This window comes from Streptomyces sp. NPDC054813 (genome assembly GCF_053611365.1).
In genome coordinates this window covers 4,515-26,563 of sequence record NZ_JBSHAF010000050.1, presented here as the reverse complement: position 1 = coordinate 26,563, position 22,049 = coordinate 4,515, and the positions used below count along the sequence as shown (strand labels likewise).

17 protein-coding genes and 2 pseudogenes are annotated in these 22,049 nt (G+C 69.5%); 12 read left to right on the top strand and 7 right to left on the bottom strand.

The window, feature by feature from the left end; translation table 11 throughout:
* Positions 1 to 19: 19 nt before the first annotated feature.
* The gene (locus ACWGJB_RS48590; protein WP_453386440.1) at positions 20 to 1,129 is read right to left on the bottom strand and encodes an Lrp/AsnC family transcriptional regulator; all 1,110 of its coding nucleotides are present in this window, start codon (positions 1,127 to 1,129) and stop codon (positions 20 to 22) included.
* A gap of 104 nt (positions 1,130 to 1,233) precedes the next feature.
* Between ACWGJB_RS48590 and ACWGJB_RS48585 the strand changes: the two are divergent.
* The 4 genes and pseudogenes from ACWGJB_RS48585 to ACWGJB_RS48570 all read left to right on the top strand — a co-directional run.
* Positions 1,234 to 1,639: pseudogene (locus ACWGJB_RS48585) on the top strand (amidohydrolase); the annotation flags it as partial.
* A 303-nt stretch (positions 1,640 to 1,942) separates the two neighbouring features.
* The gene (locus tag ACWGJB_RS48580; protein ID WP_453386439.1) at positions 1,943 to 3,184 is read left to right on the top strand and encodes a SpoIIE family protein phosphatase; all 1,242 of its coding nucleotides are present in this window, start codon (positions 1,943 to 1,945) and stop codon (positions 3,182 to 3,184) included.
* A gap of 731 nt (positions 3,185 to 3,915) precedes the next feature.
* A complete protein-coding gene (locus ACWGJB_RS48575) occupies positions 3,916 to 4,293 on the top strand; it encodes a beta/gamma crystallin domain-containing protein (protein WP_453386438.1) in 378 nt (125 codons plus the stop codon).
* Positions 4,294 to 5,009: 716 nt separating this feature from the next.
* Entirely contained in the window at positions 5,010 to 5,189 is a 180-nt protein-coding gene (locus ACWGJB_RS48570) for a hypothetical protein (RefSeq protein ID WP_453386437.1), read from the top strand.
* Between the two features lie 146 nt (positions 5,190 to 5,335).
* Here the strand turns inward: ACWGJB_RS48570 and ACWGJB_RS48565 are convergent, their stop codons facing one another.
* Complete coding sequence (locus ACWGJB_RS48565) at positions 5,336 to 6,274, bottom strand: sigma-70 family RNA polymerase sigma factor (RefSeq protein WP_453386436.1); 939 nt, start codon at positions 6,272 to 6,274, stop codon at positions 5,336 to 5,338.
* A gap of 97 nt (positions 6,275 to 6,371) precedes the next feature.
* Here ACWGJB_RS48565 and ACWGJB_RS48560 point away from each other — a divergent pair, with 97 nt between their 5' ends.
* Positions 6,372 to 7,772, top strand: coding sequence for an MFS transporter (locus tag ACWGJB_RS48560; protein WP_453386444.1), 1,401 nt, complete (start codon positions 6,372 to 6,374; stop codon positions 7,770 to 7,772).
* A gap of 399 nt (positions 7,773 to 8,171) precedes the next feature.
* Here the strand turns inward: ACWGJB_RS48560 and ACWGJB_RS48555 are convergent, their stop codons facing one another.
* The 3 genes and pseudogenes from ACWGJB_RS48555 to ACWGJB_RS48545 form a co-directional block, all read right to left on the bottom strand.
* Positions 8,172 to 8,396: a hypothetical protein gene (locus ACWGJB_RS48555; RefSeq protein WP_453386435.1), complete on the bottom strand. Its 225-nt coding sequence runs from the start codon at positions 8,394 to 8,396 to the stop codon at positions 8,172 to 8,174.
* A 175-nt stretch (positions 8,397 to 8,571) separates the two neighbouring features.
* The gene (locus ACWGJB_RS48550) at positions 8,572 to 9,978 is read right to left on the bottom strand and encodes a glycoside hydrolase family 76 protein (RefSeq protein ID WP_453386443.1); all 1,407 of its coding nucleotides are present in this window, start codon (positions 9,976 to 9,978) and stop codon (positions 8,572 to 8,574) included.
* A 471-nt stretch (positions 9,979 to 10,449) separates the two neighbouring features.
* Positions 10,450 to 11,027 (bottom strand): annotated as a pseudogene (locus ACWGJB_RS48545) (GntR family transcriptional regulator); the annotation flags it as partial.
* A 141-nt stretch (positions 11,028 to 11,168) separates the two neighbouring features.
* Here ACWGJB_RS48545 and ACWGJB_RS48540 point away from each other — a divergent pair.
* The 3 genes from ACWGJB_RS48540 (at position 11,169) to ACWGJB_RS48530 (ending at position 16,367) form a co-directional block, all read left to right on the top strand.
* Positions 11,169 to 11,450 (top strand): hypothetical protein, encoded by a 282-nt coding sequence (locus ACWGJB_RS48540; RefSeq protein WP_453386448.1) that lies wholly within the window; start codon positions 11,169 to 11,171, stop codon positions 11,448 to 11,450.
* Between the two features lie 709 nt (positions 11,451 to 12,159).
* A complete protein-coding gene (locus ACWGJB_RS48535; protein ID WP_453386434.1) occupies positions 12,160 to 14,484 on the top strand; it encodes a beta-L-arabinofuranosidase domain-containing protein in 2,325 nt (774 codons plus the stop codon).
* Positions 14,485 to 14,720: 236 nt separating this feature from the next.
* Complete coding sequence (locus tag ACWGJB_RS48530) at positions 14,721 to 16,367, top strand: ricin-type beta-trefoil lectin domain protein (RefSeq protein ID WP_453386433.1); 1,647 nt, start codon at positions 14,721 to 14,723, stop codon at positions 16,365 to 16,367.
* Positions 16,368 to 16,731: 364 nt separating this feature from the next.
* On the opposite strand, the gene ACWGJB_RS48525 is transcribed toward ACWGJB_RS48530, so the two are convergent.
* Positions 16,732 to 17,607, bottom strand: a complete 876-nt coding sequence (locus ACWGJB_RS48525; protein WP_453386432.1) for a LysR family transcriptional regulator — start codon at positions 17,605 to 17,607, stop codon at positions 16,732 to 16,734.
* A 195-nt stretch (positions 17,608 to 17,802) separates the two neighbouring features.
* Between ACWGJB_RS48525 and ACWGJB_RS48520 the strand changes: the two genes are divergently transcribed.
* From ACWGJB_RS48520 to ACWGJB_RS48510, 3 genes are all read left to right on the top strand, one after another.
* Positions 17,803 to 18,192, top strand: coding sequence for a VOC family protein (locus ACWGJB_RS48520; RefSeq protein ID WP_453386431.1), 390 nt, complete (start codon positions 17,803 to 17,805; stop codon positions 18,190 to 18,192).
* A 318-nt stretch (positions 18,193 to 18,510) separates the two neighbouring features.
* A complete protein-coding gene (locus ACWGJB_RS48515) occupies positions 18,511 to 19,008 on the top strand; it encodes a hypothetical protein (protein ID WP_453386430.1) in 498 nt (165 codons plus the stop codon).
* Positions 19,009 to 19,463: 455 nt separating this feature from the next.
* Positions 19,464 to 20,966, top strand: coding sequence for an MFS transporter (locus ACWGJB_RS48510; RefSeq protein ID WP_453386429.1), 1,503 nt, complete (start codon positions 19,464 to 19,466; stop codon positions 20,964 to 20,966).
* Positions 20,967 to 21,069: 103 nt separating this feature from the next.
* Here the strand turns inward: ACWGJB_RS48510 and ACWGJB_RS48505 are convergent, their stop codons facing one another.
* Complete coding sequence (locus tag ACWGJB_RS48505) at positions 21,070 to 21,327, bottom strand: hypothetical protein (protein ID WP_453386428.1); 258 nt, start codon at positions 21,325 to 21,327, stop codon at positions 21,070 to 21,072.
* Between the two features lie 459 nt (positions 21,328 to 21,786).
* On the opposite strand from ACWGJB_RS48505, the gene ACWGJB_RS48500 reads away from it, so the two are divergent.
* Positions 21,787 to 22,017: a hypothetical protein gene (locus tag ACWGJB_RS48500; RefSeq protein ID WP_453386427.1), complete on the top strand. Its 231-nt coding sequence runs from the start codon at positions 21,787 to 21,789 to the stop codon at positions 22,015 to 22,017.
* Positions 22,018 to 22,049 lie beyond the last annotated feature (32 nt).

Here is a 22,049-nt window from a genome sequence, read left to right as displayed (position 1 = left end):
CCTGCCGCCGGGGCACGATCTAACTAGTCTGGGGAGTGTCTTCCGGATCTCGCCGGGTGGCGCCGGCCGTGCGGACGTCCAGTGGGACGCCGCCGATGCGGTAGCCGCGTTCGTCGAGCAGGTGGCCGCTGAGCTTCAGCGGCCAGAGGGCCACGGCCCGGTCGGTGATGTCCAGGCCGGGGGCGCGCTGGGCGAGTCGTACCTCGAAGCGCTGGGCGTCGGCGAGGGACTTCACCCAGGCCACGACGAGGACGTTGTTCCGGCCGGTGAGACCGGCGCACAGCCGTACCTCGCGGGCGCCGGTGACGGCGCGGGAGACGCTCTCCAACTCCGCTGCGGCAGCCCTCCCCCAGAGGATCACGGTGACCGGCCACTCCGACAAGGGGCGGGCGACCTCGCAACGGGGCTGGATCATTCCGCCGGCAAAGAACCGGCCGAGTCGGCGACGGACGGTGTCCGGGCTCGTTCCACAGTCGGCTGCGAGGGCCCGGTAGGTGGCGCGGCCGTTCATGGACAGGGCTCCGACGAGGGCGTGGTCCAGGTCGGTGAGGGGGAAGACGGGGGTGTCGGTGCGGGGAGTGCTGGTGTCGGCGAGGCGGGCGATCTGGGTGCGGTCGAGGGCGCGCAGCCGCCAGCGGCTGCCCTCGATGTAGACGGTGCTCGCGAGGTGGGTCCGGGTGGCGACGATGCCCTGCATCGCGCCGATGCCGCGGGTCATCCAGTGGGTGAGCGCCGCGAGGTCCGGAGCCATCACGGTGAGCAGCAGGTCGCGGTCTCCGCTGACGTGTTCGACGGCGGTGACGTGGGGCAGCTCGGCGAGGGCCCGGGCGACGGTCAGCAGGTTGCCGCTGGCGCAGTCCACCTCGACGACGGCGAGCAGTCCCTGTCCGCTCGCGGCGAGGGCGGGGGAGGGGGAGCAGCTGATCCAGGCAGCGCCGGCTTCGGTGAGCCGGTGCCAGCGGCGGGCCACGGTGACGGCGTCGAGTCCGAGTACCACGCCGATCTCTTTCCAGCCGGCGCGTGGGGCGATCTGCAGCGCGTGCACCAGGGACTGGTCGACGTCGTCGAGCGTCCGTACCGCCCCGTGCGCGAAATTCCGTACTGGTCCATGTCCGGAATCCTGCGTCATTCGAGGCCCCTTGCGCGTTTCCTGCGATTCGAGTCGGTTGGGCCGGTCAGGACTTCAGTCTTGCCGCACCGATGGCCGGAACCGTATCAGGAGGTTGACGCAGCATGTCCGTACTGGAACGCGCCAGGGAACTCCAGCCCGATCTCGTGTGGCTGCGCCGCTCGCTGCACCGCGAGCCGGAGCTTGGCCTCCGGCTGCCGCGCACGCAGGAGAAGGTCCTCGCCGCGCTCGACGGTCTCCCTCTCGAGATCACGCTGGGCCGGGAGCTGACCTCGGTCACGGCCGTGCTGGCACAACGGTGCCGGCGCGATGATCGACGAAGGTGTCCTGGACGCGGCGGGCAAGCCGCTCGACGCGGCCTTCGCCCTGCACGTCTCGGCCAACCGGCTGCCCGGCGGCTGGGTCGCGTCCCGGCCCGGCACCGTCATGACGGCGTCCGACGTCCTGCGGGTGACGGTTCGCGGAGAGGGCGGGCACGGTTCGGCTCCGCACCACGCCCAAAACACCATCGGCGAACCAGCGAACGAAGAAGCCAACCACCCCACGACCCCGCCGCACGGGTTAAAGATCAAGCTAGCAGCAACCGTTTCGACTACCCGTTCCTCTTCCTCGCCGAGGCCAGTCCGGTGGAGGCTCGGTGCGCCCTGTCGCCTTGCGGCGTAGCTCTGGCATAGGGCGGCCGAGCGAGAGGTGAGGGACGGCGGGAACGAAACCGGAAATCTGATGTCCCCACGTCAGGCCCACGGCCACCGCGCTGTGGGCGCATAGTGGAACCGGAGAGGGGGGCTCCCGGAAGGGATCGGGTGAGCGCCTGTGACCACACCAGCGATCGACTATCACGCGCTGTTCGCGGCCACCCCCAGTCCCTACCTGGTGCTCGGCCCCGATCTCGTGATCCTCGACGTGAACGCGGCCTACTGCCGGGCGACCGGCCGCACGCGGGACGACCTCATCGGGCAGTACCTCTTCGACGCGTTCCCCGACAACCCGGCAGACCCCCACGCCGACGGGGTAAAGAACCTCAGTGCCTCCCTGCACCGGGTCCTGCTCGCAAAGCAGCCGGACACCATGGCGGTGCAGAAGTACGACATCCCCGTGCCCGACCGCCCCGGCGTATTCGAGGAACGCTGGTGGTCCCCGATCAACACCCCCGTGCTCGGGCCGGACGAACAGGTCGCGTCGATCATCCACCGGGTGGAAGACGTCACGGAATTCGTCCTATCCCACAACACCCGCGCCCGGCCTGGTCAGGCGCTGAGCGAACGCGAGGCCGTAGAGGCCGAACTCTACGCGCGCACCCGGGAACTCCAACTGGTGATCGAGCAACTGCGCCAGGCCCACGCCCGGGAACGGAAGATCGCTGTCACGCTGCAAGAGGCGATGATGCAGTCGCCGGACCTGGCCCGGCACCCGAACATCGCGGTGCGCTACCTGCCCGCGGCCAAAGGACTCAACGTGTGCGGCGACTGGTACGACGTCGTGGACCTGCCCGACGACCGCTTCGCCGTCGCCGTGGGCGACGTCGTCGGCCACGGCCTGGAGGCCGCCGCAGCCATGGGCATGCTCCGCAGCGCCCTGTCCGCCGCGGTCCGCGCCCTGCACGAGCCCGCCAGTGCCATGGAAGCGCTGGGCCTGTACGCGAGGTCGGTGGAAGGCGCCTGCGCGACCACCGCCGTCGAGGCCGTCATCGACCCCCACGGCCGGCACATCACCTACAGCAGCGCCGGCCACCCCCCACCGGCCCTCGCCCACCCCGACGGCACCTTCGCCCTCCTCGACCAGGCCACCGACCCACCCCTGGGCGCCCGCCCTAACCACGTCCCGCGCCCCCAGGCCGGCGTGCCCTACGCATCCGGCGACACCCTCGCCCTCTACACCGACGGACTCATCGAACGCCGCGGAGAGGACATAGACACCGGTTTGCACCGGCTCACCGCCACCCTCGCCGACAACTCCCGGCTCAGCCCAGACCACCTCGCCGATGTCCTGTTGTCCCGCCTCGGCGTCAGCGGCGGCGGACACGACGACATCGCCTTGATCGTCGTCCGCCTGTAACACCCTCGGCTCAGCGAAAGCAGCCGTGACCGGCCCGGGCGCGCGTAGGCCCGAAATGGGGAGGTCACAGGGAACGTGATGTGCCACTGGGGCCCCTGGCCACGGCTTCACCCAACCGCGAGGTCTCGGTCAAAGGCCCGGACCTCCGCTAATGAGCCCGACCGGCTACGCGCGGGCCGGGCTCACCCGTGATGTGAGCAGTGCTCCTTCAAGATCTGATCGGATCACCATGGAACTCGACCAAGCCAGCTTTGGCAGGTCACCTCCGAACGTCGTGGCGGCGGCCTCCCGTGGCGGACCCCTCGTCCACGCCGGCCGAAACATTTGAGCACCAGAGTTGGCGCGGCAGGATGGACCTCGATGCCTGAGGTCTTTCCATGGCGAGCGAGATCCGAACGGCGGAGGTCGCACACGAGGAAGGGTCCCCATAGGCCGAACGGGTGATGCCGGGACGTACGGAGGCACGGCCTGGCGGCGGACCGCAGCGGCTTGTGCACTGTCGGGTGCGGGCGGCCACGAGCCGGCACCCCACGCCTCCGCCCCGTCCGGCACCCTCTCAGCCGAAGGGGGCGTCGCCACAGGGGGCGGCCCGGCCGGAGCGAGGGCGTATGCCGGCGCGTTCTGTACCCGGTGTGCTGCTCCTGCACAACCAGCCGCCACGGTGTCCGAAGGTAATCAAAAGGTAACTCTGTGTCGTACGCGTGAATTTGCGATCCTCACCAGAGGGGCACATGAGCGAGCAAAAAGTCACCTTCTACACCCGGCCCAACTACACAGGCAACGCCCACACCTACGCAGTCGGAACCGACGAGAACCTGTACCCCGGCGGACTCAATGACAAGTTCAAGTCCGTCAAGGTCAGCCGGAAAGCCAAGGTCCTGGCCTGGCAGCCCGCCGCCCAGGGCGTCGTCCCGACCTTGGGCTGTTGGGCAACCCTGGAGAGACGCGTAATCCCGACGTTACGGCCCGCGGGGCATGCTGGCCTTACAGGAGGGGGTATTGGCGAGTTGCCCGACGTCGCTGGGGCGGAGTTCTCCTCGGGTACCGGAAGCGGCTGCCGCCAAGGCGTGGACGTGTCGATCTTCGGTGCGGTTCGGCCGAGCCATTGAGCCGTGGTCCTCGCCTCCGCACGGGTTGGAAGGGACACAGCAAGGAGGCGGAAAGGAGCGGAGGGCCGGAGCTCGACGCACACGACGGGTCTGCTGGACCGGATGGCCACGAAGTCCAGCCCGGCGTGGTGGCTGCGCGTGCCGATGCACCGGACCCCTGGAATCCAGACGCCGCGCTGCGGGACTCCGCGCAGGGCGCGCCACCAGTCGGGTTCGACCGTCACCCGGCGCACAGCCGTCAGCGGCACGCGCACGTCGCCGCGGTGCGCGGCTGCCTTTCCCACCATGCCAGGTGCACGACCAAGTCGTCACCGTCGGCGAACATCCGTGCCATCGCTCCGCTCCTCCTTCCCATCTTCGTTCGGGAGGCTGCTGTATGGCGCGCGGGCGTTGTCTTTCTTGGCCCCCGCAGGGTTGAGGGCCGGACGCGGCCGGGGCGGATCACTCGACGAGCAGTGTCTCCGGGGCACACTGAAGCTGTGCGCCGAACGCGCTGGTCAAGCGGCTCACTGCAACGTTGCAGAGACAGCTGACGGTCCCCGGTCCAACGACGTGACCAGAATCCATGTCCACGCCCGCTGTTCACGCTTCCTCGTCGCCACCCACGGAGCGAGCGGCGATGATGGTGGGCACGTAATTGCCCCGTTGCTCACACTTCTCTCGCCGCGTCGCGGCCGAGGGTGGACCATGGGGTTAGCGAGCGAAGGAGGCCCGTCATGCAATCCGGAGCCTCGGACTACGACCGCTGGCTATACGGGCGTACCCCGTCGCAGGCCGAGGGGGAGCGCGACGAGCCCGGCGAGCACAGCGCCAAGGAACAGCACCCGGACGTGCCCAGGACCGAACCATCTCAAGCGGAGGGCGAGCGGGCGGACGACGTCCCGACGGGACAGTGAACTCCGTGCCGGGGAGCTGGAGTCGGCCCGGATGCTGCGTTCGAGAGGAACCCATAGCCCGGTGTTATGGGCCTGGCTCGACAAGAGCCGTGGGCCTTCGTCGTGCGCACCGACCGTGGTTGCATCAAAGCAAGCGTGGCGGGTGCTCAAATCCGGGACGGCAGTCCGAACCGCACCACCAAAGAGGCGTCATGGAAGGCCGTGACCGCGGCGATTGCCGGGCCACGCAGGGTGAGGACCTGGACCCCGTAGGCTCTGCCTGCCACGTACGAAGCGAAGCCGGGCTGTGCGTTGGCGCGCAGGGGAAGCAACCGGACCTGCTTGCCGTGCAGGCGGGCGGTGAGCAGCGCGACGACGTGGTCGCGGCCGGCGAACCAGGACGGATTCGGCGGCATCTGCCAGACCGCGTCCTCGGTGAGGAGACGGGTGAGGGCGGGGATGTCGGCGCGTTCGAAGGCCTCGGCGTAGCGGTCGAGCAGATCACGCTGCTCCTGTCCGGGCGGCTCGGTGATGTCCTCGATCGCCGGGGCCAGCCGCTCCAGCCGGGCGCGGGCGCGCTGCAGTGTGCTGTGCGCGGCGGCCGGACTGATACCGAGCGTGGCGGCGGTTTCCTCGGCTGACCAGGCCAGTACGTCGCGCAGGATAAGCACCGTCCGCTGCTGCGGGGGCAGATGCTGCAGGGCGGCGATGAGAGCCAGCCGTAGACCGGCCCGTCCGGAGATGATCGCCGCGGGATCCGCACGTTCGTCGGGAATCGGCTCCAGCCAGAGGATCTCCGGATCCCGGGTGGTCGGCGCGATCGGGTCGGTGGAGGGGCCACCGAGCCCGGCGGGCAGCACCCGGCGGCTGCCGTGCCGCAACGCGTTGAGACAGGCGTTGGTGGCGATCCGGTACAGCCAGGTACGTAGCGAGGCGCGGCCCTCGAATTCTCCGTACGACCGCCAGGCCCGCAGATAGGTCTCCTGCACCAAGTCCTCGGCGTCTTGCACGGACCCCAGCATTCGGTAGCAGTGGGTGAGCAGCTCACGCCTCAGCGGCGTGGTCAGGCGGATGAATTCGTCACGCTGCTGTTCGATCACGGTCACGCGATGTCCCTTCCCTTTCTTGTACAGACCCGCCGGGTCGCCGGAATTCACCGGGCCGGACCCGACGAATCGGCAAGGACCGTCGGTCGGTACTGGCATGAACAGAAAATGGGCTCTGGGGCTTACATCCGCGGCATCGGTGATGGTGGCCCTCGACGCGACCGTCGTGACGACGGCACTGAGCCGGATCCGGGTGGATCTCGGCACCTCGATCGAACAACTCGAATGGACAGTCAACGCATACAGCCTCAGCTTCGCCGTCCTGCTGATGACGGGAACGGTGCTGGGCGACCGGTTCGGACGGCGACTGGTCTTCACCGCCGGGCTGGGGCTGTTCACCGCGGCCTCGGTGGCCTGTGCACTCGCCCCCGGCGTGGGCTGGCTGATCGTGGCCCGAGTGATACAAGGCGCTGGTGCGGCGCTGGTGATGCCACTGGCGATGGCGCTTCTCAGCGCCGCTTATCCGCCGCCGGACCGGCCGAGAGCCCTGGGCGTCTTCGCCGGGCTGACCGGCCTCGCCGTGGTCGCCGGTCCGGTGTTGGGCGGAGCCGTCACCCAGGGGCTCGCCTGGCAGTGGATCTTCTGGTTCAACCTGCCGATCGGCTTGGCCGTCATACCGCTGGCGCTCAGCCGGGTCCCCGAGAGCCGGGGTGCCGGAGGCAGGGTGGACGGCGGTGGACTGCTGCTGGTGACGGGTGCCGCGTTCGGACTGGTGTGGGGCCTGGTGCGCTCGGGCGCCGCCGGATGGGGCAGCGCCGAAGTTGTCGGGACGCTGACCGTGGGCCTGGTCAGCGCCATCGCCTTCGTGTCCTGGCAACAGGTCGCCAAGCGGCCGATGATCCCTTTGGGGCTCTTCCGGCTTCTGGGCTTCGCGGCGGGCAACGGTGCCGGGGTATTCCTGTACGCGTCTCTCTACGGGTCATTGTTCTTCTCGGCGCAGTACTTCCAGACGGGCCGCGGCGACAGCCCGCTTGCCGCCGGACTGCACCTGCTGGCTTGGACCTCATCGGTGACGGTGGTGGCACCGTTCGCAGGCAGGCTGACGAACCGGGTCGGTCCCCGGCCGCTGGCCGTGCTGGGGCTGGCTCTGCAGGCGGCGGGGATGGGATGGCTCGCACTCGTCGCGACTCCGTCCGTGCCCTACTGGGAGATGGCCCCTGCGATGCTCATTGCCGGGGCGGGCGTGAGCATGGCGATGCCCGCCACCCAGAGCGCCGTGCTCAACGCGGTCGCGCCCGAGCAGATCGGCAAAGCCTCCGGCGTGTTCAACACCGGCCGTCAACTGGGCGGAGCCTTGGGAGTCGCGGTGCTGGCACTGGTGTTCAGCAAGGCCGGCAGTTACGTGGGACCGCAGGACTTCACCGACGGGTTCACCGCAGCGACAGCGGTCAGCGGCGCGCTGTCGCTGGCCGGGGCGGTGGCAGCGCTGGCCATCCCCGGCCGCCGGGACACCTCTGCGCCGCAACCCGTCGCGCCCGCACTGACACCCACCCGTTGATCTGCCATCCGGCCCCCTGCCCACGACGGCCAGGAAAGTCGCCGGAGTGACCCAAACAGGTCGGCCTCACCTCGGGCTGGGGCGCAGTCGGCCACGCCCGAGGCACGGCAACCGGACGTGTCTCGGGCAGCGCCGAACTACGCAGAGGCGCCGCACTCGTACAGCGATGACGGTCGCCCGTCACCGGCTCCTGCCGCCTCCTGGCGGCCGGACACCGCTTGCTGGTCAGGCCGCGTCGTCAATCGACAGCGGTCGCCTGCTGGGCTTTTCGCCGTCTTCGGTTCCCGTCATCACCGTAGTCCGAACCGATGCGGCAGCAAGAGAAGCCGATCGGGCGGGCACCCGTACGCGCAGGCCGCGCATCGGCGCACGACCTACGAGATCATCGAGAAGGCCTGGTCACGCAAGACCAAGCAGTATGCCCTCAGCGAAGTCGACCGCCGTCATCACCGAGGTGGCCCGTTCACCGAGGGGTAACTTCACGCCGTCGGCGAGGTCGGAGAGGCCCTTGCCTCGCGGCATCACGTCCAACGGTGAGTACAGGTTCGTCCACCGGACCCCCGCCGCAACGTCGAGCGGCTTGCCGGGGGTGTGCACGCCCTTGCGTACCGCGAGCCATCTCAACGGGATCCAGAGTCACGAAGGTGGTCACCACAGGACGGCCGTCGGCTTTATCCGGGATCTCACCACGGCTGGGCATGTCGTAGAAGACGACGCTGCCCAGCGATGGGCGATGACCACCGTTGCCTCGGTGGGCGTCGGCGCCCGGCAGCCGCGCTGCCCGAGCGGGCCGGCCCGCCTACGAAGCGGCGTTCATGAGATCGAGGGCGCTGTGCTGTCGGGCGGCATCGGCGGAGTCCACGGGGCCGTACCAGTGAAGGCCGTACTGGTCCAGGGCGTTGCGGTCGCTGCTGTGGGCAAGGTTGGCCTGGCGCTGCAGGTAGGCGGTGTAGGGGTGGTCGGTCAGCGCGCTGTTGAGCTGTGCCAGGCCACGGACGTCGGCGCCCTTGAAGGAGGGTCCGTCGGCTCCGCAACTGCCCGTTTCGCAGGGGTCCTTCAGGATGCCGTCGGCAGTGTTGAGCTGCGACGAGGTGGTGTTGGCGTCGGCGATACGCCGGGCGGTGTCCAGCATGCCGCTGTCACCGGTGGCGGTGTGGAGCTCGGTGAGGGCCGCGATGAGGACACCCTGGTTGTAGGACCAGACGGTGGCGTCGCCGGTCTTGCAGGTGGACAGCGACAGGCCGTCGGAGACGGTGTTGCTGGAGGTGATGAGACCGGTGCCCTTCAGCCATGACCATCCCGCCTGGGCCCGGGCCAGGTAGACGGTGTCACCCGGGATGCGGTTGTGCAGTGCCGCGTTGAGCTGGATGTAGAGGGAGTTCGGGATGGCGTTCTTTGTCGACTTCGCTGTGCTCCAGTACACCCCGCCACCACAGGTGGAGTCCCAGTAGGACGCCATGTAGTCCGCGTCCGCTCGCGCGGTGTCGAGGTAGCGGCTGTCCTTGGTGAGATCGTAGGCCGCCACCCAGGCGAGGCCCCACCAGCCTGTGTCGTCGATGTAGGAGTTTCTGAACTGACCACTCTGGGCGTTGAGGTTGAGGTCGTATGTCCGTCCGACGGCGTACTGGTAACTCGTGATGCCGGTCTTGCGGATATTGCCGATCAGGGATGTCAGCGCGTTGGCCGAGTTCCACCAGCCGGTCGTCGAGAACAGCCCGGTCCCGTAGTCGTAGAACTCCATGAGTGCGGTGGCCGCGGCGCCGCGGCGGTCCGCGGCATTCCAGGTGGTACGGGCCCAGGGCGTGCACGCGATGTCGGCTCGGTCACCCGCCTTGCCGCAGGCCCGCAGGGCCCCCACCCCGTGGTCGGCCCAATCGTCGACGTTGTACATCAGGGTGCGCCATCCCCGCTGACCGGACGGAATGGTGGTGTCACCCAGCCGGCTGCCCGAACTCCATGTGCGGCCGCCGTCGACGGACCGGTCGAGCCAGACTTCGTCCGTGGGGCTTCCGTTGTCGATCGAGGCCCAGCCCATGTCGTCGCTGTCGTCGAGGTGCAGCGTGATGGAGCGCGAGAAGAGGGTGGTGGTGACGGGCGTACGGTCGCCGGGGGAGAACGCAGGATCCCTGCCGTCGCAGTACTTGTCGCACACGGCGGTTGCGGCCTGGGCCGCGCCGGGCACGAGGACGGCAGACATCGTTGTCATCACGCTGAGGACGAGAGTGGTGATGGTGGTGCGGAGGAGATGCATGTGAGCTCCTGTGGGGGTACGGCGCGCCATGCTGTGCTCGCGGACGGGAAAGGGGCGGCACAGGGCTGGGATCGAGGCCGCCGGCATGCGGTCTGCTGCTGAGCCACGGTGCCGCTTCGTGCGGGTGGTGAAGGCGGCTCGGCGGGCCGGGAGTTGGCCGGGCACCCGGCTGGTTGCGGGGTGAGCGGGTGGGTTGTGGGGTGACCGGATGGGTCGTGGGGGTCCTTGGCCGGTGCGGGGCTGAAGACCATCGTGTGCAGCCGGTGTCGGATGCGCCGTCTTGGTCTGTGCCGGGAGCCCCGCCCGTAGGATCGGAAAAGTGCATGCGCCTGTCAATGGCCAAGTTTCCCGTACTGCCCCTGCAGGCGGCTCACATGGGGAACCTGGCAGGCCCACCGCCTCGTGTGCGGGCGGGTAAGCCCAGCGCTACGGGAAGGCAGGGCGGCCCGTCAGTGAGGGTGGGCGCCGGCTACCACGGTGCTGACGTGCCGGTGCCATGCCCGGTGCGAGGCCTCCCGCGGGTGCTGCCCCGGGAGCGGGAGGCGAGTCCAGCGAGAGGCGGGAGACGATGCGGTAGCGGTCGCCTCGGTAGATGGAGTGGACGTACGCCACAGGGCGGTTGTCGGTGTCGGTGGTCAGGCGCTCGAACAGCAGCGCGGGGGAGAGATGGGGTACCTCCAGGAGCCGGGACTCGGCCTGACTGACGACGGTGGGTTCGATCGTCTGCACGGCCTTGCTCACCTGGACCCGATGCCGCTCGCGCAGGTGCTCGTACAGGTCGCCGGTCTCCAACTCGCCCGCGGTGAGTGCGGGTGCCACATCCGCGGGGATGTGCAGATGCTCGATGGCCATGGGGGCGCCGTCGACGAGCCGCAGGCGTGCCGCGTAGACGATGTCGGCGGCGGGCGACACGTGCAGTCTGCGACCCACCCGGGCGCCGGCGGCGTGGGTGGTGAACTCCAGCAGACGGTCGACCAGGTGCCGGATGCCTGTGGGAGGGCCATCCCGGCCCGGAGTCCGACCGCGCCCGGTTCGCCTCCCTGCGTTTCGTCGACAGCGTCGTCTTCACCGCCGAGCACCTGCTGCCCGCCCTGCCCGAGCCCCGCCGCCTGAGCAGCCTCGCCCTGCACCCCACCTGCTCGACTGTGCACCTGGGCATCGACGGCGCCCTGCGCACCGTGGCCGCGGCCGTGAGCGACGACGTCACCGTGCCCGACAACTGGGGCTGTTGCGCCTTCGCCGGGGACCGCGGTCTGCTGCATCCGGAGATCACCGCGAGCGCCACGGCCGCCCAGGCCGCCGAGATCAACAGGGGCACGTATGACGCGTACGCCTCCTGCAACCGCACCTGCGAAATGGGGATGACCCGCGGCCCCGGCCGTCCCTACCGGCACGTGCTGGAACTGCTGGACGACGCCACCGCCTGAGGCGGTCCTGTCCGGGCGCTTCGGGACCAGCCCTTCGCCGCCTCGGCGGACCGTCGCCTGTGAGCTGACCCGTCCCTGGGGGTCGCCGGCCTCGGCCCCGTCGGCACGACCGGGGCAAGCGGGCGGAGATTCGGGCCCTGGGCGCGCGGCGACTTCGGGCAAGGGCCGCGGGCGTGCGGAGGTGTGGCACCGTGAGGGCATGCCGTGTCCGTCGCCTTCCCCGTGGTGACGGGCTCGGCTCACCGATTCCGTACGACGCGCCCCATTCTCGCCCCCGCCGCACGGGGCGAGCCCCGGGGCTCGGTCACCGTGTGCCGGGGCTGCTGCTGCGGTACGTACAAGATCCGCGGTGTCGGCCATGCCACCCCGCTCGCCACGCTCAAATCAGAGTTGGGCTCGTCCGCCCGGTCGGGACGGTGAACTGCCTGGACGCCCGCGCGCAGGCAAACGTCATCGTCGTCCAGCCGTCCTCCGCCGGCCGGGCAGGGGTCTGTCGAACGAGCGAGGAAATGAGGGCGGCCAGGCCGAAGTTGCCTTGCCGGCCCCGGACTGCCTCGACTGCCGCGCACCCTCTGGACACGGCCCCCGGTCCGTGCTGTCATGCCCGTTGGTTCTCTGCTTTCCAACGTTGAAATGCCCCAGGCGCCCCGGTGACGAGTTCGCGGGCCCTGGTCCCCTCACGTCCCGGATCGTGCCAGGAGGCTCCCCCATGCCCCTGAACCGCAGACACTTCGTCACCAGCGCGCTCACCGCGGCCGGGGCGAGCGGACTCCCGCTCCCCATGGCCGGCACCGCCCGGGCGGCGCGCGGCACTCGCAGCGCAGACGCCGCGGCATCGTCACGCGTAGCGCCCGCCCCCGGCGGGCTCTACGCGCCCAACGCCGCGCCACTCTCACCCACCGCCTTCCTGCGACTGCCGCCTGGCGCGGTCACCGCACGCGGCTGGCTCGACACCCGGCTGCACCAGCAACTCGCCGGACTGTGCGGCCAGTACGCCGCGATCTCACACTTCCTGGTGATGTCCGAATCCGGCTGGGTGCACCCCGAGCGCACCGGCTGGGAGGAAGTCCCGTACTGGCTGCGCGGTTACGTGGACCTGGCGATCCTCACCAAGGACGCCACCGCGCTGGCCGCCGTCCGCCAATGGATCGACGCGATCGTGGCCACCCTGCAGTCCGACGGCTGGTTCGGTCCGGCCGCCCTGCGCACCTCGCTCGGCGGAGGCCCGGACTTCTGGCCCTTCCTGCCGCTCACCTGGGCACTGCGCAACTGGCAGGAGTACAGCGGGGACAGCCGGATCGTCCCCCTGCTCACCGGCTTCTTCCGCTTCATGAACGCGCAGGGCCCCTCGGCGTTCAACCAGAGCTGGGTATCGATGCGCTGGGGCGACGGATTGGACACCGTCTTCTGGCTCTACAACCGCACAGGGGACTCGTTCCTGCTCTCCCTCGCAGATAAGATCCACACCAACGGCGCCAACTGGGTCGACAACCTGCCGTCGCTGCACAACGTCAACATCGCGCAGGGATTCCGCGAGCCCGCCCAGTACGCGCTGCGCTCGCCGTCCACCGCGCTCACCCAGGCCGCCTACCAGAACTACACGTCGGTGATGACCTCATACGGCCAGTTCCCGGGCGGAGGATTCGCCGGCGACGAGAACGCGCGGCCCGGATTCAGCGACCCCCGGCAGGGCTTCGAGACCTGCGGCATCGTGGAGTTCATGGCCAGCCACCAGCTGCTGACCCGGATCACCGGCGACGCGGTGTGGGGCGACCGCTGCGAGGACCTGGCCTTCAACTCGCTGCCCGCGGCGCTCGATCCGTCCGGAAAGGGCATCCACTACATCACCAGCGCCAACAGCGTCGACCTCGATGACACCGCCAAGACCCAGGGGCAGTTCCAGAACAACTTCGCCATGCAGGCGTTCATGCCGGGCGTCGACCAGTACCGCTGCTGCCCGCACAACTACGGCATGGGCTGGCCCTACTTCACCGAGGAGCTGTGGCTCGCCACCCCCGACAAGGGGCTGGCAGCCGCGATGTACGCACCCAGCCAGGTCACCGTGAAGGTCGCCGACGGCACCACAGTGACCGTCACCGAAACCACCGACTATCCCTTCGGCGACACGGTCACCCTGACCGTCTCGACGCCGAAACCGCTCGCCTTCCCGCTGTACCTGCGCATCCCCGGCTGGTGCGGATCCCCACAGCTCACCGTCGTCGGCGCCGCCGCCTCCGCGTCGGCCGGCCCGTCCTGGAGCGTGGTCCGGCGCACCTGGAACAACGGCGACAGCGTGACGCTGCGCTTCCCGCAGTCGACGGCGCTGCGCACCTGGACCGGCAACCACGGAGTCACCGCGGTCGACCGGGGACCCCTCACGTACTCGCTCAGCGTCGGCGAGAACTACGTACAGTACGGCGGCACTTCCCAGTTCCCCCAGTACGAGGTGCACGCCACCACAGCGTGGAACTACGGACTCGCGCCGAACGACGGGACCTGGACGTTCAGTCGCAGCGACGGCACGCTGCCGGCCGACCCCTTCAGCCGTGACACGACGCCGGTACGGATCACCGCGCCCGCACGGAAGATCGCCGAATGGCAGGCGGACGACCAGCACGTGGTTTCCCCGGTGCAGGACTCGCCGGCACGCAGTACCGCTGCCGTCGAGACCGTGACGCTGATTCCGATGGGCGCCGCCCGGCTGCGGATCTCCGCGTTCCCCACCGCCTCACCGACCGGCCACCCGTGGCAGCCGGTCGCTGTGTACCGGTTGATCCGCAACAAGAACTCCGCCAAGGTCATGGGCGTTGACCTGATGTCGACCGCCAACAGCGCGCATGTGGTCCAGTTCGACGACAACGGCACCGCGGACCATCTATGGCAGCTGATCGACAACGGCGATGGCTGGTACCGCATCCGCAACAAGAACTCCGGCAAGGTCCTCGGCGTCGACTTGATGTCGACCGCCAACAGCGCGCATGTGGTCCAGTTCGACGACAACGGCACCGCCGACCACCTCTGGCAGTTCGTGTAAGACCACGGAAAGCCCACGGGAGACCCACGGCACCACGGCCCCGTCACGCTGTCACAGGCGTTCTTGCGCGCGTCTGATCCTTCCCTCCCGCGCGGAGTACCGGGCCGAGTAGTCACCCTGTTCGCCGTCGTCATTCCTTTCACTCGGAGGTCAGGTACATGCGATTGAATTTCGCAAGGCCGCTGCGCGGCAGGTGGAGAAGAACCCTCAGTCTGGTTCCCGTCGTCGCTGTCGCGGTGGCGGCCACCGTCACCACGACTCTGAACGCGCAGGCGGCCGTGCCCCCGACGCCGCCGGGCTTCGCGCTCACCTGGAGCGACGACTTCAACGGCGCGTCCGGCACCGGCGTCGACCAGGGCCTGTGGAAGTACGACACCGGGCCGGGCAGCGGTTTCGGCACCGGTGAGATCGAGACCATGACCAACAGCACCTCGAACGTCTACTACGACGGCCAGGGCCATCTGGTGCTCCAGGCCCTGCACTCCGGTTCCGACGCACGCAGCGGATGGACCTCGGGGCGCGTGGAGACCCAGTCGGCGTCCTTCGGCGCCCCGGCCGGCGGAGTCGTCCGCATCGAGTCCGTCCTGCAGCAGCCCAACGTCACCACCGCCAACGGCGCGGGCTACTGGCCGGCGTTCTGGATGCTCGGTGCTCCGCTGCGCGACGGTGTGGTCTGGCCGAAGTCCGGCGAGATCGACATCATGGAGGACATCAACGGCCGCAACTCCGACTTCAGCACGGTCCACTGCGGCGTGAACCCGGGCGGGCCGTGCAACGAGTCGACCGGTATCGGTTCGGGTGAGCGCGCGTGCGCGGGCTGCCAGACCGGCTTCCACGACTACGCGGTGGAGATCGACCGCTCGGTGTCGCCGGAACAGATCCGGTTCTACCTGGACGGGAACAACTTCTTCACGGTCAACGGCAACCAGGTGGACGCGACGACCTGGTCCGACGCGATCGACCACCCCTTCTTCATCATCTACGACCTGGCGATCGGCGGCGGGTTCCCGGACGCTTTCGGCGGGGGCCCGAACGCGGCCACGGTCTCCGGCGGCAAGCTGGTCATCGACTCGGTGGCCGTGTACAACAAGGGTCCCGGCTCCGGTGGCGGCGGTTCGGTGACCGGCCAGACGATCACCGGTCCGGGCGGCAAGTGCGTGGACGTGGCCGGTGACGACACCGGCGGCGACGGCACCGCGGTCCAGCTGTGGGACTGCCAGTCGGCGGCCAAGGACCAGCACTGGACCTGGAGCGGCCAGACCCTGCAGACCCTCGGTAAGTGCCTGGACATCAGTGGCGGCAACAGTGCCGCCGGTACGCTGTTGCAGCTCGCCACCTGCAACAGCGGCGGTTACCAGGCGTGGGTGCGGCAGACCGACGGCTCGCTGCGGAACCCGACCAGCGGCCGGTGCATCGACTCGCCGTCGGGCGGCACCGCGAACGGCACACGGCTGCAGATCTGGGACTGCAACGGCTCCGGCGCCCAGAAGTTCGCCATCGGTACCCCGATCTACGGTCCGGGCGGCAAGTGCGTGGACGTGGCCGGTGACGACACCGGCGGCGACGGCACCGCGGTCCAGCTGTGGGACTGCCAGCAGGCGACCTCGCTCGACCAGAAGTGGACCTGGAACGGACAGACCCTCCGCACGCTGGGCAGGTGCCTGGACATTGCGGGCGGTGTCAGCGCGGCCGGCACAGAGCTTCAGCTGGCCACATGCAACGGCGGGGGGTACCAGAACTGGGTCGCCAACGCCGACGGCTCCATGTACAACCCGACCAGCGGTCGGTGCATCGACTCGCCCTCGGGCGCCACGGCGAACGGCACACGGCTGCAGATCTGGGACTGCAACGGTTCCGGAGCCCAGAAGTTCGCCCTGGCATGAGCGGTCTGCTTGTGCTGCCGCCGCGATCGTCGGCGTGAGCGGATCGCCGGTGTCCCGCACACGAATGGCTCCAGTCTCCGCATGAACTGAGGCCAGGTGTGCCGAGGGGCTTCACCTCAGCCGGTGAGGGCCTTCGGCACACCGAAAGGCACAGGTCCTGTGGGCGGGTTGCTGACTACAAGCTCGGCCAGCTGCACCAGCCGTGTCCCGTGTGCCGAATTGAGTCAGACCCAAAGTGGCTCTACGTGCGCGGGGCTTGTCAGGGAACCGGGCGATCCGGCTCCCCGGCTGCGAGGGCGAGCGGGTTCAGCCGACGAAGTCGGGGAACGGTCTTGTCAGTGGGTCGTTCGGACGGTTCACGATCTCAAGGCGTGCAGACGCCTGGCAGGGAGAGGAATGCGGAGGCTGCGGGTGACGGGGTGAACCGGCTCCAGATGAGGCGCTCCACCCGTATCGGCCCGTTCGTGATCGGCACACACCGCAGTCCGTGCAGTTCGGCAGTGAAGGTCGCGGGTAGCAGGGCGATGCCCAATCCATGGCGGACCATCCGGACCATGAGCTCGACGCCGGACACCTCGAACGCGACCTCGCGCCGCAGGCCGACTGCCGCGAACGCCTGGTCTGACTGGGCGCGGGCGGCGCTGCCGTCGGCGAAGTCCACAAACACCTCGTCGGCGAGGCGGCGCAGATCCACCTCATGGTGCGTGGCCAGCGGGTGGCCCGGGGCAACCACCGCGACATGCTGCCCGTGGCCAAGTTCCTTGTCACGGACGCCTTGCGGCCGGAATCCGGGCTGTACGCCGAGGAATGCCGCATCCAGTGTGCCTTCGCGCACCTGCTCGACGAGCGACTCGCTGGAGCCGGCTCGGAGACTGAACCGTACCTGAGGGTAGCGCCGGCGGTAGTCCCGGATCACCGACGGGAGATCGACGGCCGCCACGGTGGGGATCGACCCGACGGTCAGTTTGCCGCGTATCTCGCCGGTGGCCGCCGCCACCTCCGCCCGGGCCCGCTCGGCCGCTTCCAGAGCCTGGCGGGCGGCGGGCAGGAACGCCTCTCCGGCGGGGGTCAGCCACACCCGGCGGCTGGTTCGTTCGAACAGTCGGGCGCCCAGTTCCTTCTCCAGCCGGGCTACCTGGTGACTGAGTGCGGACTGGACGATATGGCATTGCTCGGCGGCGCGGGTGAAGCTGGCGGTCTCCGCCACTGCGAGGACATAACCCATCTGTTGGAGATCCATTGATCAATCGTGAACCCCGATTGATCACATGACAAGCATGTGTTGGACCCATGGATGCCTGTCCGGCGATGCTCGAACAGGGACAGGCCACGCTGCCAGCGACCAGCCACAGCCCGTACCCGGCGTGGCCCGCAGCTGCCGGCCCCGTCATACCGCCGCCGGCGTCCCGCACGCCCCGACCCCACGGAGATACCCATGCGCGTGATCGCCTTCGACCACCTCGTCCTGAACGTCACCGACATCGAGCGCTCGCTCGCCTTCTACGTCGGCCCTCTGGGGCTGCAGCCGGTGCGGGTGGAGGAGTGGCGGGAGGGCAAGGTCCCCTTCCCCTCCGTGCGGGTGAGCGCCACCACCATCATCGACCTCGTCAAGGCGCCCGCCGAGGGGCCAAAGGGCTCCAACGTCGATCACATCTGCCTGGTGGTCGAGCCGCTCGACTGGCAGCAAGTCGTCGATTCCGGCGTCTTCACGGTGCTCGACGGCCCCGCCAAGCGCTTCGGGGCCCAAGGCACCGCGGACTCTCTCTATGTGCAGGACCCGGACGGCAACACCGTGGAACTGCGCTGGTATCCGCCGGACGTCTGAGAACCGCCGCCACGACCCATCGGACACCCCCAGGGATGACCTAGGGACTGTTCCGGGTTCAGATCATGTGACCGACTCATCGTGTCCTTGCGGCCGCGGACCGCTGACAGGCACTGGCCCCGGACGCTACCCTCCGGGCACTGACATGGGCCGGCGGGGGAAACATGAACAGGCTTCTCGCATGTGTCGGCCGGTGCGGTGCTGCTCTCGGCGGTGGCCTGTACCGCGGGGGGTGGCCCGTCCAGGGTGAAGCCGTCACCGGGGGCCTCCTCGAGACGCACGGCATCGCCGCGGGCCGCTACAACTGCCCCGGGCCAGGTGGTCGACGCGTCCAGAGCCAACCTCACGGCACAGCTGTCCATCAAGGACCTTCCGGGACCGCACGGGATGTTCACCGCCGCCGTCGGCCGGAGCGCTGCCACGTTCGTCTGGGAGTCCGCCGACGGGCGCTTCTGCTCGGGTTCGGCCGCCACGGCCGGCGGGTTCACCACGACGTCCTGCGTCTCCGACCGCCGCGACATTCCCCTCTCCGTCCGTCCCGCGCTCGTTCCCCTGCTCAGTACGTACACGTTCGCCGAGGTCCATGTGTTCGGCGCGGACCGTGAGATCGTCCGGTCGGTGACGTGCAACGGCAGACCTCTCGCGGTCCGCCGACTGCCACCCGTCCTGGACGGTCGGCGTGCGCTCTACGCCTTCGACCTCTCGGAACCGACGGCCGGACGGGTCACCGTCACCGTCGTCCGCGGTCGTGCCACGGCCACGGAACACGTAGAGCTGTTGGGCGGAGTCCTCCGGCACAAGACGTCGTGCCGCTGACGCGGGGCGGGTGCGGTGGTCGGTGGTGACCGCCCGGCGCTCCGGACGTGAGCGGGGGCGTCGCCCCCCCACGACCGGTAGTCGTCGCGGACGTGGACGGGGCTGAGCAATCCGATGCCGCAGACGCCATTCAGTGGATGATCTCGGGGGCGATCCCGGTGCCGTCGAGGGCTTGCCATGCACGGTCCTGACCGTCCCGGTGGCTGGAGGACCCCCGGCGGCAAGGTCGCCCCGGAGGACCACACCCGGACACCCTGTTCGTCTTCCGGCTCTGCGCCGAGCCGAAGGTCACGACCTCTGCCGGACTGCCCTTGGGGGAGGGGCCGCCAAAGGGGACGCCGCCCCCGAGGCCGCCGCGCAACCGGGCCGGGCGCGGAGGCCGGGCTCGACGATCCCGCATCCCGGCGCCCTTTCCCCGGCTGGTGCGACCGGTCGTGGCTGCATAGCGTGATCACATGACCACAGAAACGGCCCAGCCCACTCTCGACGACCGGCGGTGGAAAGCGCTCGCGGTCTGTCTGACCGCGGGATTCATCTCGCTGCTCGACGTCTCGATCGTGAACGTGGCGCTGCCTTCCATGGAACGCGGGCTCGGTGCCTCCGAAGCCACCCAGTCCTGGGTGGTGTCCGGGTACGCACTCGCCTTCGGGCTCGCGCTGGCACCGGCGGGACGACTGGGTGACGTGCGGGGCCGCCGCCAGGCGCTGTTGTTCGGCCTCGCCGTGTTCACGGCCGCATCGGTGGCGTGCGGCCTCGCCACCGGCCCCACCTGGCTGGTGGTGTGCCGGCTGATCCAAGGTGCGGCCGCCGGTGTGGTCGCACCGCAGACCTCGGGGCTGATCCAGCAGATGTTCCAGGGTGCCGAGCGGGCCCGGGCGTTCGGCTTCCACGGCAGCGTCGTCGCCGTGTCCACCGCGGTGGGCCCGCTGGCGGGCGGACTGCTGATCCAAGCGTTCGGCACGGCCGACGGGTGGCGCTGGGTGTTCTTCGTCAACGTGCCGATCGGGGTGGCGGCCCTCGTCGCGGGGAACCGGCTGCTGCCCCGCCTCCCGGTGGCGAACGACAGACGGGAGAAGTTCGACCCGTTCGGCGTACTGCTGCTCGGTGCGGGCGTACTCGCCCTGCTGCTGCCCCTGGTGCAGGAGCAGCAGTGGCAGGGCCGGGCCAAGTGGCTGCTGATTCCGGTGGCCGCACTGCTGCTCGGGGCCTTCTGGGTGTGGGAGAGGACCCAGGGACGCCTGGGGAAGGCACCGCTGGTCGACCTCGGGCTTTTCTCCCTGCGCTCCTTCACGCTCGGCGCTCTCATCAGCCTCATGTTCTTCGCCGGGCTGACCACCATCTTCTTCGTCCTGTCACTGTTCCTGCAGAACACTGCGGGATACAGCGCGCTCGGCGCGGGATTGACGATCCTGCCGTTCGCGGCCGCCTCGGCGGTCGGCGCGGCCATAGGGGGTCGGCTGGTGATGCGCTACGGCCGCAGCCTGGTCGTCATCGGCCTGACCGGGGTGGCTCTCGGGCTGCTCGGTGTCGTCGTCGCCGTTCAGCTGGTGCCCGGGGACGGCGTGGGCTGGGCCATGGCGCTACCGCTGGTCATCGGCGGAATCGGGTCCGGACTCACGGTCTCCCCCAACACGACCCTCACGCTCACGCTCGTGCCGGTACGAGGTGCCGGTGCGGCGGGTGGGGTGCTGCAGACCGGCCAGCGCATCGGCTCGGCCACCGGTATCGCCGTGGTCGGATCCGTCTATTTCGCCCATGTCGCCAACCACGGCCGCTCCACGACAGCCCTTCAGCTCGGGCTGCTCACCGCCGTGGCGATCATCCTCGGCGCCCTGGTCCTGGCGGTGGCCGACCTGCGGGAGCGCCGGGCGGATCCCGGACGCGACGACCTCGCGGCGGCGGTGCCGCGGGGCCTCGGGGAGAGCGGGGCCGGCGAGAAGGTGGGGCGCGGGGCCTGACACCGCACGGAGACCGGAGAAGTGCGCCGCCCCAGGGACAGGCGCCCCGACCCGAAGAAGCGTCCTGGCCGCAGGATGACGGAACGGAGAGGGGCGCGGGGCGTCAAACCTTCGACGCGCAAGGCCGCCGACGCGCTTCGAACAGGGCCATCGAAATCTTCAGCGCGGTCGAAATGGTCAAGGCCTGCATGAAGGGCATACCCATGAGCCACAGTGCCACCATCATGGCGGTGAGGACCAGGAACACCGGCAGCAGCATGGTTTCCTTGACCGCGGAACGCAGAACACTCCGGAGCGTTCGGGGCTGACCCGCCGTATCGATTGCGCTGACGCGGATCTCTTCCTCGTCTACCTGAGGCATTCTGTGTCCTTCCCACGAACTCGTTTCCGCTAGCGAGCCTAGGTACGGCCGGATCGGGCTGCCACCGCTGCTACTCCGGCACCGCCGGTACGCGGCCGGTGATGTGAACCTGCACGCCCCACCGGAGGCATGTTCGGTACGCCGGGTTCGTCGCCGTACTCCTCGGTGTGGAGGCCGGTGCCCTCCCGGCCGCCGCGTCACTGCGAACCCTGACGGTGCACCCGGTCGAGTCGAACCAGAAGGCGGTGAACGCCCGTGCTGGTGACACGGTCTTGGTGCAGGCCGGCCCGTACCGCGAGAGCGCCACCGCCAAGACCTCCGGGCTGACACCGAGCGGCGTCGGTCCCCGCACGGTGGTCGTGCCTCCCGAGAAGAAGGCCGCCCCGAGGACCAAGGGAGCGATCGGCTGCGTGGAGGGCGGAAAGGCGTTCGTGCAGGGCTCGGGCATCCTGCTGACCGGTGACGCATGGCGTGGTCGCGGGCACCAGCGGCCGGTCCTCGCTGTCGGGCGGAACCGTGCCGTTCAAGAGCTTCGTCGGCGCAGTCAACGAGAAGTACCGCGTCGACGAGAACTGGATCACCGCCAACGCCCCCGGCTGGCCTGGTCAATCAGAACGCCGCGAAGGGGAGCGATCTCTTCCGCGGCAACCCCTGCCGAGTCTCGATCCCGGCGGGACTGTGCTGAGGTGAACCCGCGCGTCGGCCGTGCGGCTCGGTGAGAC